The 13,556-nt window shown below is 70.4% G+C and carries 15 protein-coding genes; 13 read left to right on the plus strand and 2 right to left on the minus strand.

The window, feature by feature from the left end:
* Positions 1-193: 193 nt before the first annotated feature.
* The 10 genes from Q673_RS29225 (at position 194) to Q673_RS29270 (ending at position 9,288) form a co-directional block, all read left to right on the plus strand.
* Positions 194-1,105, plus strand: a complete 912-nt coding sequence (locus Q673_RS29225; RefSeq protein ID WP_023006278.1) for an MBL fold metallo-hydrolase — start codon at positions 194-196, stop codon at positions 1,103-1,105.
* A gap of 163 nt (positions 1,106-1,268) precedes the next feature.
* A complete protein-coding gene (locus Q673_RS29230; RefSeq protein WP_031218268.1) occupies positions 1,269-2,150 on the plus strand; it encodes an MBL fold metallo-hydrolase in 882 nt (293 codons plus the stop codon).
* Between the two features lie 18 nt (positions 2,151-2,168).
* The gene (locus Q673_RS29235) at positions 2,169-2,603 is read left to right on the plus strand and encodes a TIGR01244 family sulfur transferase (protein ID WP_023006280.1); all 435 of its coding nucleotides are present in this window, start codon (positions 2,169-2,171) and stop codon (positions 2,601-2,603) included.
* Between the two features lie 3 nt (positions 2,604-2,606).
* On the plus strand, positions 2,607-4,415 hold the full coding sequence (locus Q673_RS29240) for a SulP family inorganic anion transporter (RefSeq protein ID WP_023006281.1): 1,809 nt from the start codon (positions 2,607-2,609) through the stop codon (positions 4,413-4,415).
* A gap of 37 nt (positions 4,416-4,452) precedes the next feature.
* Complete coding sequence (locus tag Q673_RS29245) at positions 4,453-4,926, plus strand: YeeE/YedE family protein (protein WP_031218270.1); 474 nt, start codon at positions 4,453-4,455, stop codon at positions 4,924-4,926.
* The gene (locus Q673_RS29250; protein WP_031218271.1) at positions 4,923-5,336 is read left to right on the plus strand and encodes a DUF6691 family protein; all 414 of its coding nucleotides are present in this window, start codon (positions 4,923-4,925) and stop codon (positions 5,334-5,336) included. Before Q673_RS29245 ends, Q673_RS29250 begins: the two co-directional genes overlap by 4 nt.
* Positions 5,337-5,493: 157 nt before the next feature.
* The gene (locus Q673_RS29255) at positions 5,494-6,183 is read left to right on the plus strand and encodes a response regulator (RefSeq protein ID WP_023006284.1); all 690 of its coding nucleotides are present in this window, start codon (positions 5,494-5,496) and stop codon (positions 6,181-6,183) included.
* Positions 6,180-7,544: an ATP-binding protein gene (locus Q673_RS29260; RefSeq protein WP_023006285.1), complete on the plus strand. Its 1,365-nt coding sequence runs from the start codon at positions 6,180-6,182 to the stop codon at positions 7,542-7,544. Before Q673_RS29255 ends, Q673_RS29260 begins: the two co-directional genes overlap by 4 nt.
* Positions 7,545-7,586: 42 nt before the next feature.
* A complete protein-coding gene (locus tag Q673_RS29265; protein WP_023006286.1) occupies positions 7,587-8,237 on the plus strand; it encodes a c-type cytochrome in 651 nt (216 codons plus the stop codon).
* Between the two features lie 13 nt (positions 8,238-8,250).
* Positions 8,251-9,288, plus strand: coding sequence for a c-type cytochrome (locus Q673_RS29270; protein WP_023006287.1), 1,038 nt, complete (start codon positions 8,251-8,253; stop codon positions 9,286-9,288).
* Positions 9,289-9,397: 109 nt separating this feature from the next.
* On the opposite strand, the gene dsbG is transcribed toward Q673_RS29270, so the two are convergent.
* Together dsbG and Q673_RS29280 are read right to left on the minus strand one after the other, a co-directional pair.
* Positions 9,398-10,159 (minus strand): thiol:disulfide interchange protein DsbG, encoded by a 762-nt coding sequence (gene dsbG / locus Q673_RS29275; RefSeq protein ID WP_023006288.1) that lies wholly within the window; start codon positions 10,157-10,159, stop codon positions 9,398-9,400.
* A gap of 58 nt (positions 10,160-10,217) precedes the next feature.
* Complete coding sequence (locus tag Q673_RS29280) at positions 10,218-11,039, minus strand: TlpA disulfide reductase family protein (protein WP_023006289.1); 822 nt, start codon at positions 11,037-11,039, stop codon at positions 10,218-10,220.
* 184 nt (positions 11,040-11,223) lie between these two features.
* On the opposite strand from Q673_RS29280, the gene Q673_RS29285 reads away from it, so the two are divergent.
* From Q673_RS29285 to ribD, 3 genes are all read left to right on the plus strand, one after another.
* On the plus strand, positions 11,224-11,727 hold the full coding sequence (locus tag Q673_RS29285) for a copper chaperone PCu(A)C (RefSeq protein ID WP_023006290.1): 504 nt from the start codon (positions 11,224-11,226) through the stop codon (positions 11,725-11,727).
* A 76-nt stretch (positions 11,728-11,803) separates the two neighbouring features.
* A complete protein-coding gene (nrdR, locus tag Q673_RS29290) occupies positions 11,804-12,277 on the plus strand; it encodes a transcriptional regulator NrdR (RefSeq protein ID WP_023006291.1) in 474 nt (157 codons plus the stop codon).
* A gap of 13 nt (positions 12,278-12,290) precedes the next feature.
* Entirely contained in the window at positions 12,291-13,436 is a 1,146-nt protein-coding gene (gene ribD, locus Q673_RS29295; protein ID WP_023006292.1) for a bifunctional diaminohydroxyphosphoribosylaminopyrimidine deaminase/5-amino-6-(5-phosphoribosylamino)uracil reductase RibD, read from the plus strand.
* Positions 13,437-13,556: the final 120 nt, after the last annotated feature.

Below are 13,556 nucleotides of genomic sequence, written 5' to 3' on the forward strand. Positions count from 1 at the left end.
CGCCGGCCTGTGCCGGCGTTCCTGGCAAGGCGCCCGCGGCCGCAAGGTCGCGGGCGCCTGTCGTTGCGGCTGTTGACCGCGGCTATCGCCGCCATGCAGCGGTACAATCGCCGTATAGTCATTTTTCAGCTAAGCTTATTCCATATAAAGCAATCGGTGGTCGACCCACCCCGAACCCTATCGGAGGACGCCCATGAAGACCTTTGCCCTCTCTCCCAGCAGTGGCGCCGGCAGCCCCGAGGTGGCCGGCTTCTTCGACCCGCGCACCTTCTCCATCCAGTATGTGGTTAGCGACCCCGCCACCGGCAAGTGCGCCATCATCGACCCGGTGTACGACTTCGACGAGAAGTCCGGGGCCACCGCCACCCACCACGCCGACGAGCTGCTCGCCTACGTGAAGGAGAAGGGGCTCGAGGTGGAGTGGGTGCTGGATACCCATCCCCATGCCGACCACTTCTCGGCGGCACGCTACCTGAGCGAGAAGACCGGCGCCCCCACCGCCATCGGTGAGAAGGTGGTGGAGGTGCAGAAGCTCTGGAAGGAGATCTACCACTGGCCGGACTTCCCGGCCGACGGTTCCCAGTGGGATCGCCTCTTCGCCGAGGAGGAGACCTTCCACATCGGCGAGCTGGAGGCGCGGGTGATGTTCTCTCCGGGGCATACCCTGGCCTCGATCACCTACGTGGTGGGCGACGCCGCCTTCGTCCACGACACCCTCTTCCAGCCGGACTTCGGCACCGCCCGGGCCGACTTCCCCGGGGGCGATGCCCACCAGCTGTGGCGCTCGATCCAGGCGATCCTGGCGCTGCCCGACGACACCCGCCTGTTCACCGGCCACGACTACATGCCCGACGGCCGCGAGCCAGAGTGGGAGAGCACGGTGCGCGAGCAGCGCGAGACCAACAAGCACCTGGCCGACGGCGTCAGCGAGGCGGAATACACGGCCATGCGCGACCAGCGCGACAGCGAGCTGCCCATGCCCAAGCTGATCCTCCACTCCCTGCAGGTGAATACCCGTGGCGGGCGCCTGCCGGAGCCCGAGGCCAACGGCAGGCGCTACCTCAAGATCCCCCTGGATGCCCTGGAGGGCGCCGCCTGGGAGTAGGCGCAGCGTTCACCGCTCACGGGCCCCGTATTTTCGGGGCCCGTGGTGTTTCGTGGGGCCTCACGGCCAGGGTGGTATATATCTAAATAATCTATGCTTAGAATGTGATTTGGGCTATGCTGTTGGTATATCGGCACGCGACATCCCACGGAGGTTGTTCCCCATGTCCAGGACGCACACGCCACGACCCATCGTGACCCACTTCTTCGACGAGCCCACCAACACCTTCAGCTATGTGGTGCAGGATCCCGACAGCAATGCCTGCGCCATCCTCGACTCGGTGCTCGACTTCGACTACGCCGCCGGCCGCACCGATGTGCGCTCCGCCGACGAGATCATCGCCTTCGTGCGCGACAACGGCCTCGAGGTGGCGTGGATCCTCGAGACCCACGTTCACGCCGACCACCTCTCCGCCGCGCCCTACCTGCACGAGAGGCTGGGCGGGCTGACCGGCATCGGCGCCAGGATCACCGTGGTGCAGGACGTCTTCGGCAAGGCCTTCAACGCCGGCACCGAGTTCGCCCGCGATGGCAGCCAGTTCGACCGTCTCTTCGAGGAGGGCGACACCTTCACCATCGGCAACCTCGAGGGGCGGGTGCTGCACACTCCGGGCCACACCCCGGCCTGCCTCACCTACGTGATCGGCGATGCCGCCTTCGTCGGCGACACCCTGTTCATGCCCGACTACGGCACCGCCCGCTGCGACTTCCCCGGCGGCGACGCGCGCACCCTCTATCGCTCCATCCAGAAGGTGCTGGCCCTGCCCGATGAGACGCGCCTCTTCCTATGCCACGACTACAAGGCGCCGGAGCGCGAGGAGTTCCAGCACGAGACCTCGGTGGCCGAACAGCGCGCCCACAACGTGCACGTCCACGAGGGCATCGGCGAGGAGGAGTTCGTCAGGATGCGCACCGAGCGCGACGCCACCCTGGGCATGCCGCGGCTGATCATCCCCTCGGTACAGGTGAACATGCGCGCCGGCGAGATGCCCCCCGCCGAGGACAACGGCCAGGTCTACCTCAAGGTGCCGATCAACAAGTTCTGAGAAGAGGAGAGTGCCTGCATGCAGATCCATGAGCTCGAACCCGGCTTCGCCATCACCGACGCCGTCACCCCGGCCGATCTCGACGAGGTCGCCCGCCGCGGCTTCCGTTCGGTGGTCTGCAACCGCCGCCCCGGCGAGGCCGAGGACCATCCCGACGACCGCCCCCTCCGCGAGCGTGCCGCCGAGCTGGGCCTCGAGTGGCGCTGCATCCCGGTGACCCCGGGGGACTACTCCGCGGCCGATATCGCCGCCTTCGGCGAGGCGCTGGAGACCCTGCCCACGCCGATCCTGGCATTCTGCAAGACCGGCAAGCGCGCCGTGCACCTCTGGGCCCACGCCCGCAGCCAGGGCGAGAGTTGCGACATCCCCGCGCTGCTGGCCGCGGCCCATGCCGCGGGTCATGACCTCGAGGAGCGTCGCCCGCTGCTGGAGGCCGCCGCGGGGCGGGGCTGAGCCATGAACCCCAGGCGCTACCTGCCGATCCTGCAGTGGCTGCCCGGCTACGGCCGGGCGACGCTATCCAGCGACCTGCTGGCGGCTGTGATCGTCACCATCATGCTGATTCCGCAGTCGCTGGCCTACGCCATGCTGGCCGGGCTGCCACCCGAGGTGGGGCTCTATGCCAGCATTGCGCCGCTGGTGGTCTACGCGGTGTTCGGTACCAGCCGCACCCTCTCGGTGGGGCCGGTGGCGGTGGTCTCGCTGATGACCGCCGCGGCGGTGGGCAAGATCGCCCCCCAGGGCAGCCCGGAGTACCTCACCGCTGCCCTGGCCCTGGCGCTGATGTCGGGGCTGATGCTGACCCTGATGGGGGTGGCGCGGCTGGGCTTCTTGGCCAACTTCCTGAGCCACCCGGTGATCTCGGGCTTCATCACCGCCTCCGGGCTGATCATCGCGGCGAGCCAGCTGCGCCATGTGCTCGGCGTCGAGGCGAGCGGCCACAGCCTGCTGGAGCTCGCCGGCGGCCTGGCGGGCAGCCTGGGGCAGGTCAACGGCCCCACCCTGGTCATCGGCCTCTCGGTGCTGGCCTTCCTCTACGCCGCGCGCCGCTGGCTCAAGCCGGCCCTGCGCCGGCTCGGCGTGCCGGCGCGACTGGCGGACATGCTCACCAAGGCCGCGCCGATCCTCGCCGTGGCCGCCACCACCCTGGCTAGCTGGGCCCTGGGGCTCGACGAGCGTGGCGTGGCGCTGGTCGGCGAGGTGCCCGCGGGGCTGCCGCCGCTGACCTGGCCTGCCTTCGACGCCGGCCTGTGGCGTGAGCTCATGGTGGCGGCGCTGCTGATCAGCATCGTCGGCTTCGTGGAGTCGGTGTCGGTGGGGCAGACGCTCGCCGCCAAGCGGCGCCAGCGCATCGACCCCGACCAAGAGCTGGTGGGGCTCGGCACCTCCAACATCGCCGCCTCGCTGACCGGCGGCATGCCGGTGACCGGCGGCTTCTCGCGCTCGGTGGTCAACTTCGACGCCGGTGCCGAGACCCCGGCCGCCGGGGCCTTCACCGCGGTGGGCATCGCCGTGGCGGCGCTGCTGCTCACCCCGCTGATCGCCTACCTGCCCATCGCCACCCTGGCGGCCACCATCATCGTGGCGGTGCTCTCGCTGGTGGACCTGGGGGCCATCCGCCGCACCTGGGCCTACTCGCGCAGCGACTTCGCCGCCATGCTGGGTACCATCGCCGTGACCCTGGGGCACGGCGTGGAGAGCGGTATCATGGTGGGCGTGGGGCTGTCGCTGGCATTGCACCTCTATCGCACCAGCCGGCCCCACAGTGCCGTGGTGGGGCGGGTGCCAGGCACCGAGCACTTCCGCAACGTGCAGCGTCACCGGGTCGAGACCGACGAGCGCCTGGTCATCCTGCGCGTCGACGAGAGCCTCTACTTCGCCAACGCCCGCTACCTGGAGGACACCGTGATGGCGCTGGCCGCCCGCCAGCCGGGCCTCGAGCACATCGTGCTGGCCTGCCAGGCGGTGAATGTCATCGACGCCTCGGCGCTGGAGAGCCTGGAGGCGATCAACGCGCGCCTCAAGGATTCCGGCGTGGCGCTGCACCTCGCCGAGGTTAAGGGGCCGGTGATGGATCGCCTGCAGCACACCGAGTTCTGCCACGAGATGACCGGCAAGGTGTTTCTGAGCACCTATGATGCTTGGCAGGAGCTGCGGGGTTTCGGCGACGGCCGCCTGTCGCGGCGTTGCGCCGAGATGCAGATGGGCGCCGTGCCGGGCGCGACCTTCGATGACGAGGCACAGCCGCATCCGCGGATGCCTTGAACGACTTACCCAAGGTTTTTGTAAAGGAGACACAAGCGTGGACTGGAGTTCATCCCTGCAGGGATTGGCCGGCGGCGCGCTGATCGGCCTCTCTGCCACCTGGCTGATGGCCACCCTGGGCCGCATCGCCGGCATCAGCGGCATCGTCGGCACCCTGATCACCGCCCGGCCGAAGGGCGACAGCGCCTGGCGCCTCACCTTCGTGCTCGGCCTGATCAGCGGCCCCCTCGTGGTGATGCTGCTGGGCGGTGGCCTGGGCAACGTCGCCGGCGGCGCCGTCGACGTCACCGGCCGGGTGATCGGTGAACCCGCCGGCGGCGTGGCGCTGATGCTGCTGGCCGGCCTGCTGGTGGGTCTGGGCACTGGCCTGGGCAGTGGCTGCACCAGCGGCCACGGGGTCTGCGGCCTCTCGCGGCTCTCGGTGCGCTCGATGGTGGCGACCGTCACCTTCCTGGTGGCGGCCATCGTCACCGTGTTCGTGGTGCGGCACGTGATCGGAGGTGGCGCATGAAAACGCTCATGGGCTATATCGCCGGGCTGATCTTCGGCCTGGGGCTTGCCGTCTCCGGCATGACCGACCCGGCCAGGGTGCTGGGCTTCCTCGACGTCGCCGGCGCCTGGGACCCGACCCTGATGTTCGTGCTCGGCGGCGCCGTGGTCACTAACTTCATCGGCTACCGGCTGGTGCTCCGGCGTCCCAACCCGCTGTTCGCCGAGCGCTTCCAGCTGCCCACCCGCCAGGACCTGGATGCCCACCTGATCGGTGGCTCGGCGCTGTTCGGCATCGGCTGGGGCCTCTCCGGCTACTGCCCGGGGCCGGCCATCGCCTCCGTGGGTGGGCTCACCGCCCCGCTGGTCGCCATGCTGGTGGCGATGGTCGCCGGCTGGTTCCTGGCCCGGGCGGTCCCCGCCCGGGGCTGAGCCTGATCGGCATCAAGCGACGCCCCCGCAGGCCCCGCCGGCGGGGGCGTCGTCGTCTACGACCAATGGATCGCCGGTTCCGACTTATATGTTCATAACCATTAACGCAGGCTTAATGGGGCGGTGACAGGATGTCGCACAACGAGAGGACCCTGCCATGCACGTACTGTTGATCGAGGATGACGCCCTGGTGGCCTCGGGCATTCGCGCCGGCCTGGCGATGCACGACTACGTCGTCGATCACGTGGCGAGCATCGCCGAGGCGCGCCGAGTCCTGGAGAGCGTGGCCAGCGACGTGGTGATCCTCGACCGCGGCCTGCCCGACGGCGACGGCCTCGCCCTGCTCGAGGAGTGGCGCGACGCCGGGGTGACCACCCCGGTGCTGGTGCTGACGGCCCGCGATGCGGTGAGCGACCGGGTGGCGGGGCTGCAGGGCGGTGCCGACGACTACCTGGTCAAGCCCTTCGACCTCGACGAGCTGGTGGCGCGGCTGCAGGCGCTGCTGCGGCGCGCCGCCGGCCGCTCCCACCCGCTGATCGAGCACGGCGCCCTGTGCCTCGACCCGGTGGCCCGCGAGGTGACCCTGCGCGGCCGGCCGGTGTCGCTGTCGCGCCGCGAGCTGGTGCTGCTGGAGGCCTTCCTCCAGGCGCCGCGCAGCGTGCTCTCCGCCGACCAGCTCAAGGACAGCCTCTACGGCATGAGCGAGGACGTGGAGAGCAACGCCCTCAACGTGCATATCCACCACCTGCGCCGCAAGCTCGGCGGCGAGGTGATCGAGACGGTGCGCGGGCTCGGCTACCGGCTGGGGCCGCCGCTGGGCGAGGGCGCCGGCGAGGCGCGCGCGTGAGCCTGCGCACGCGGCTGCTGCTGACCCTGGGCGTCACCCTGGCGCTGCTCTGGGGGCTGGCCGCCGCCTGGCTGTTGCGTGACCTCGAGGAGCAGTTCGTGGCCACCCTGGACCAGCGCCTGGCGCAGTCGGCGCGCATGGTCGCGGGGCTGATGGCCCAGCTGCCCGAGGAGGTGTGGCTCGAGGCGGACCGGCGGGCGCTGTCGATCCCCCCCATCGAGGGGCTCGCCTGCCAGGTGCACTCGCCGCGTGGCGAGATCATGGCGCGCACCCACACCGACCTGGAGTCGATCCTGGCGGCAGGAGAACGCGGCCATGCCTACCGCGAGGAGGGCGGCGTGACCTGGCGGGTGTTCACCTACGAGCGGGGCGGGCTGACCATCACCACCGCCGACCGCATGGACGAGCGCGACATGCTGCTGGGCAACGTGATCAAGACCGCCACGCTGCCCTTCGTGGTGGCCATGCTGGGCAGCCTGGTGGCGCTGTGGATCGGTGTGGTGCGTGGCCTGGCGCCCATCGCGCGGCTGCGCGACTCGCTGGCGCGCCGCCATCCGGATGCCCTGGCGCCGGTGGCCACCTACGGAGTGCCCGGCGAGCTGCGCCCACTGGTGGAGACCCTCAACGGCCTGCTGGCGCGCATCCAGCAGGCCATCGTGCGCGAACAGCGCTTCACCAACGATGCCGCCCACGAGCTGCGCACGCCCCTCACCGCCATCAAGACCCACCTGCAGGTGGCCGGCCGGGTGGAGGGCGAGGCGGCGCGCGAGGCCGTCGCCTACGCCGAGGAGGGGGTCGAGCGCCTGGCGCGGATCCTCGACCAGCTGCTGATGCTGGCGCGGGTCGAGGGGCGGCTGACCTTCGAGGACGGCACCCTGTGTCGTCCCGCTGAGGTGGTGGCCCTGGCGCTGCGCGACAGCGGAGCGCCCACCGCGCGTTTCGCGCTGCCGGAGGCCTGGCCCGAGGCGCCCCTGGCGCTGCCGCGGGAGCTGGCGGTGACCGCGCTGCGCAACCTGATCGACAACGCCCTGCGCCACGGCGGCGAGGGGACCAGGGTGACGCTCGACGCCGTGCGCGGGCCCGGGGGCGAGGTGACCTTCCGGGTGATCGACCAGGGCCCCGGGGTCGATGACGAGGCCCTGGCGCAGATGGCGCGGCGCTTCTGGCGCGCCAGCAAGCAGCACGGCAGCGGCCTGGGCCTGGCCGTGGTGGCCGCCATCACCGAGCGCTTCGGTGGTGGCCTGGCATTCGTCCGTCCCGAGCAGGGCGGGCTGGAGGCTCGCCTGACCTTCCCGGTCCAGGCGAGCCAAGGCGCCCCGCCAGGGGCACGAGGGATCGCCCCGCGCCCGGGGCCACGATAGAAGACCCAAGACAAGACCCACGACACCAAGAGGGGAATACCGATGACCAGCAAGAGGATCGCGAGCGGGCTCGGCCTGCTGCTGGGCGCCGGCCTGGCCGCCGGCCAGGCCCTGGCGCTCGAGGGGGACGCCGAGCGTGGCGAGGCGGCCGCGGGCACCTGCGTGGCCTGCCACCAGGCCGACGGTAGCGGCATGAACGTGCCGGGCGGGCAGTCCTGGCCGCGCCTGGCGGGGCTCGATGCCGACTACATCGCCAAGCAGCTGCACGACTTCCAGGCCGGGCGTCGCCAGAACGCCAGCATGATGCCCTTCGCCAACATGCTCGATGACCAGCAGATCGCCGATGTGGCGGCCTACTACAGCCAGCTGCCCGCCACCCAGGGCGACGGTGGCGACGTCGACGAAGCGGTGCTGGCCCGCGGCGAGCAGATCGCGATGCGCGGCGACTGGGACGAGTACATCGTCTCCTGCAAGAGCTGCCATGGTCCCGGCAACCAGGGCGTGGGCGGTACCTTCCCGGGCATCGCCGGCCAGCACGCCGGCTACATCGAGAGCCAGCTGCGCGCCTGGCAGGCCGGCGAGCGCAGCAATGATCCCCAGAACCTGATGGGGGCCATCGCCCAGCGCATGAGCGACGAGGACATCACCGCCGTGGCGGCCTGGCTGGCCAGCCAGCCGTCGGCCGACGAGTAAGGGAGACGAGACCATGAGCAATCGCAGGAAGACGCTGGTACTGGCTGGTGCGACCCTGGCCGCCGGCGCAAGCCTGGTCGCCTGGGCCGAGACCGAGGGGCACCCCTACGACACGCTGGTGGAGATGGGCTATCCGGCGCCCCAGGAGGGCGAGCTGGTCCACGTGCCACCGACCATGGCGGACCTCGAGGCGGCCGACATGAAGCCGCAGACCAAGGCAGTGATCCGGCGTGGCTACGACCTCTTCACCAACACCCAGCAGCTGCGCGGCAAGAACGTCTTCAACGACATGAACTGCTCCAGCTGCCACCTGGGCGAGGGGCGCCAGCCCTTCAGCGCCCCGGTGTGGCCGGCGGCGGTGACCCTGCCGGACTTCCGCGGGAAGAACCAGCACGTCAACAACCTCGAGGAGCGCATCGCCGGCTGCTTCGCCTACTCCATGAACGGCACCCCGCCCGAGTACGGCAGCGACGACATGCTGGCGCTCTCTGCCTACCACCAGTGGCTGGCCAAGGGCGCCCCCATGTACCCGGACCAGCCCATCTACGGCCGCGGCTTCCCGGCGCCGGAGCGCCCCGAGGAGCTCAGCTACGCCAACGGCGAGGCCCTCTACGTGGAGAACTGTGCGGTCTGCCACGGCGAGGACGGTAGCGGCCTCTACCAGGACGGCGAGTATGTCTTCCCCGCCCCCTGGGGCGACGGCTCCAACAACTGGGGCGCGGGTATCGTGCGCACCCACACCGCGGCCGGGTTCATCAAGAACAACATGCCGCTGGGCCAGCCGCTGTCGCTCTCCGACCAGGAGGCCTGGGACATCGCCTACTACATGACCCAGCAGGAGCGTCCGCAGGACCCGCGTTACAACGGCAGCGTGGATGAGGTGCTGGAGAAGTTCGGCCCCACCTTCCACAAGCACTCCAGCTACGGGCAGGTCCGTGAGGTGGATGGCCACCGTCTCGCCGACCACGCCAACTGGGGCGAGAAGGGCGAGGAGGTCAAGCCCTGGAACGTCGGCCAGCCGCGTTTCGAGGACCTCGACGTCGAGCAGTAGGCCGACCCCGGCGCCGAGACCTCGGCGCCAGGAGGCAAGCAAGCAGGAAGGCCCCGCCCGGCAGCAGCCGGGCGGGGCCTTTCTCGTCACGAGGAGGTGCGCTTGAGGGTCAGGGCGCCGGGCCGCCCATCGCCTCCTCGAGGCGCTCGGGGCTAGGCACGCCCTCGATGCGGTCCACCCGGTTCCCCGTGCGGAAGAGGGTGGTGGGGGTGGCCATGAAGCCCAGCGAGTCGAACAGCTGGTTGTTGGCGAAGACCTGCTCCTCGATCTCCCGCGGCTGGGGGCCGGGCGCGACCTCCTCGCCCTCGCCGCTGTGGGCATGCAGGGCGGCGGCCGGGTCGTCGGCGCCGAGCAGGGCGGCGGCCTTGGCCGGGCTGTCCTGGGCCAGCACGCCGATCATGATGTGGCGCAGCTGCACCCTGCCGGCCTCGATCCAGGGGCGGGCGTCGTGCCAGAACTGGCGGCAGTAGGGGCAGTTGGGGTCGGTGAAGGTGTAGACGATGCGCTCGGCGTCGGGGTCTCCGTCGGCGATCCAGTGGCTCTCCTCCAGCTCCTGCCAGACCTCGGCGAACTGTTCGGCGCGCACGTGCTCGTCCAGCGCCGCCTCGGAGAGGTTGTTGCCTTCGGCGTCCACCAGGGTGCCGACGATGGCGTGCTCGCCGTCGGGCAGCAGGTAGATGGCGACCTCGCCGCCGAGGTGACTGGCGCCGAAGCCGCGCAGCCCGCCGGGCCCCTCGAACTCGCCGTGTATGGTCAGCCCCTGCTCGGTGAGGGCGGCAACCGGGGCGGGCAGGTCATCATTGGCCAGGGCCGGAGCCATGAAGGCCAGGGTCAGGGCGCCGATGGCCGGCAACTTGAGTGTGTGTCGCATTGTGGGTCCTTGTGACGGTTGTCGTGAAGGCTGAGGTGCAGTGTCTCGAAGCAGGGCGTCAGCGCAGGCGTTCCAGTCCCTGGCGCAGGGTGGCGTGGGAGAGTTCGCCGAAGTGGGTATCCACCAGATGCCCCTCGGCGTCATAGAACAGCGTGGTGGGCATGGCCATGGCGCCGGTCACGTCGCCTAGGGCGGTGCGTGCATCGAGCAGCACGTTGTCCAGTTCCAGAGACTGTTCATCGAGGAAGCGGTTCACCAGCGCCACATCCTCTCCCTGGTTGACGAAGGCGAAGGTGATGTCGCTGGCCTCGTCCTGGGCCTGCTCGAATACCGGCATCTCGCGCCGGCACGGCGGACACCAGGTGGCCCACAGGTTGACCACCAGCGGCTGGCCCTGACGCTCGGCCAGGCCCGGCAGATCGGTGGCCTCGCCCGCCAGGGTGGTCAGGGGCGTGTCGGGAAGCGGGCGGCCGCGCTCTTCCATCAGCAGCAGCGGGCCGGCGGTCAGCCCCCAGGCCAGGACGCCGGCCAGCAGTGCGCCGCCCAGCGGCACACGCTGGCGGGGGGAGCGCCACAGCTGCCAGGTGGCATAGCCCAGGCCGGCTACCAGGCCGCCCAGGGGGTCGAAGCCGCCATCGCGGATATCCAGCAGTGAAAGGACGCCGTCGTAGCTGCTCCAGTAGCGCGCCACGAACACCAGGCGCGCGCCGACCAGGGCGATCAGCAGCAGGTTGAAGAGGGTGTCGGCCGTGGGCGTGCGGTGGCGTCGGCCGATCAGTGCCCCGGTCAACAGGGCGATGCCGAAGGCCAGGATGATCAGCAACTGGCCGATCGAGAATCCCATGGGACCCACGGCGATGCTCTGGTTCAATGCCTGCATGGCGAAAGGCTCCTTGCCGATGAATCCGTCGGCGGTCATGCCGCCAGGAGCAGAGCCTGACAGCCGGTGATTAGCGGTGCATTAATCTCCATCGCGCTGGGGCGTTATGTCGCAAGCGCGAACACGTGGCCGCTCCTGACCTATGCTGTGTCATCAGGTTCCCATTTCCGAGAGGATCACCCGCATGCTGCCACGTTTCTCCTTGTCCTGGCGCGGCCCGATGGTTGCGCTGCTTGCCTGTCTGGCCAGCGGCGCGGCACTGGCCGACTCGCTTAGCGTCGAGGGTGCGCATGTGCGCGCCGTGCCGCCGGTCTCCACCACCACCGCCGCCTTCATGCGGCTGCACAACAGCGGCGAGGCCGACCGCGAGCTGGTGGCGGCGAGCACCCCGGCGGCCCGCGTGGCGGAGCTCCACAATCATGTGCATGTGGATGGCGTGATGCAGATGCGCCAGGTGGAAACGATCCCGGTGCCGGCGGGTGAGGGCGCGCAACTGGCCCCGGGCGGCTATCACCTGATGCTGATCGATCTGGTCGAGCCGCTCCACGAGGGCGACGAGGTGGCGCTCAGCCTGACCTTCGATGATGGCCAGACCCTGGAGCTCCAGGCGCCGGTGCGTCGCATCGAGACCATGGGGCACGGCCAGGCAGACGAGCCGGCCGCAGGGATGTCACACTCCGGCCACTGAGGCAGCGCCGCTGGGCGGGCGGGGCTCGAGTCAGTACAATACGACGAGTCCCGTTTCCCCTTTCTGGAACCCTGCCATGCACTGTCCCTTCTGCGGCACCCACGACACCAAGGTCACCGACTCGCGGCTGGTCGCCGAAGGGGACCAGGTGCGGCGGCGTCGCCAGTGCGTGGCCTGCGGCGAGCGTTTCACCACCTACGAGACCGCCGAGCTGGTGATGCCGCGGGTGATCAAGGGCGATGGCTCCCGAGAGGCCTTCAACGAGCAGAAGCTGCGTGCCGGCATGCTGCGTGCCCTGGAGAAGCGCCCGGTCAGTGCCGAGGCCATCGAGGCCTCGGTGCAGCGCATCCGCCAGACCCTGCGCGCCCGCGGCGAGCGCGAGATCCACGCCCGTGACATCGGCGAGGCGGTGATGGCCGCGCTGCGCGGCCTCGACCAGGTCGCCTACATCCGCTTCGCCTCCGTCTACCGCCGCTTCCAGGACATCGACGAGTTCCGCGCCGAGATCGAGCGTCTCGCCCAGGATCCTGACCAGCCCGCCTCCCGCTGACCCGGAGCCTCCAATGGCCGACCCCACGCCCCCGCACGCCTGGATGGCCCGTGCCCTCGAGCTGGCCCGCCGCGGCCTCTACACCACCCACCCCAACCCCCGCGTCGGCTGCGTGCTGGTCAAGGACGGCCGCGTGGTGGGGGAGGGCTACCATGCCCGCGCCGGCGAGCCACACGCCGAGGTGCACGCCCTGAGCGCCGCCGGCGAGGCGGCGGCCGGCGCCACCGCCTATGTCACCCTGGAGCCCTGCTCCCACCAGGGGCGCACCGGCCCCTGCGCCCAGGCGCTGATCGCGGCCGGCGTCGCCCGGGTGGTGGTGGCCATGGAGGATCCCAACCCGGCGGTGGCCGGCCGCGGCATCGCCATGCTGCGCGAGGCCGGCATCGAGGTGGCGGTGGGCATCGCCGAGGACGAGGCCCGGGCGCTCAACGCCGGCTTCGTGCGGCGCATGGACCATGGCCGCCCCTTCGTGCGCCTGAAGATGGCCATGAGCCTCGACGGCCGTACCGCCATGCAGTCGGGCGAGTCCCAGTGGATCACCGGCCCCGAGGCACGGCGCCAGGTGCAGCGCCTGCGCGCGCGTTCCAGCGCCGTGCTCACCGGGGTGGAGTCGGTGATCTTCGACAACTCGCGGCTCACCGTGCGCGCCGACCAGCTAGGCCTGCCCGATGCCGAGGCCATCGCCGCCCGCCAGCCGCTGCGGGTGATCGTCGACAGCCGCCTGCGCCTGCCCGAGGCGGCGGCCTGCCTCACCGAGCCGGGGCGCACCCTGGTGGTGGCGGTGGAGGGTGTCGAGGAGGAGCGCATCGCGCGGCTCACCCGTGCCGGGGCCGAGGTGCTCACCCTGCCCGCCGGCGCCGACAGCCGGGTCGACCTCGACGCCGTGCTGCGCCACCTGGCCGAGGCAGAGCAGGCCAACGAGGTGCTGCTGGAGACCGGGGCGACGCTGGCCGGCGCCATGCTCGACGCCGGCCTGGTGGACGAGATGCAGCTCTTCGTGGCGCCCACCCTGCTCGGCGGCGACGCCCGGCCGCTGTTTCAGCTCGCCGGCATCGAGACCATGGCCCACCAGCGTGGCCTGGAGATACTCGATATCCGCGCCGTGGGGCAGGACTGGCGCATCACCGCCCGGCCCAAACGCCGTAGTCCGACGCGCTAGCGCCTTGGTTCAGGGCTATCGCAGATAGCCTGGCTGCTCGATAGCTCGGGGCTGATCTGGCGATAAGCCTACGAGGAGGCGCTGTAAATACCTCCCTGTACGCTACCTCGGCCGTCCCTG

This window comes from Halomonas sp. PBN3, assembly GCF_000475415.1.
In the GTDB taxonomy this organism is placed as follows: Bacteria; Pseudomonadota; Gammaproteobacteria; order Pseudomonadales; family Halomonadaceae; genus Halomonas; species Halomonas shengliensis.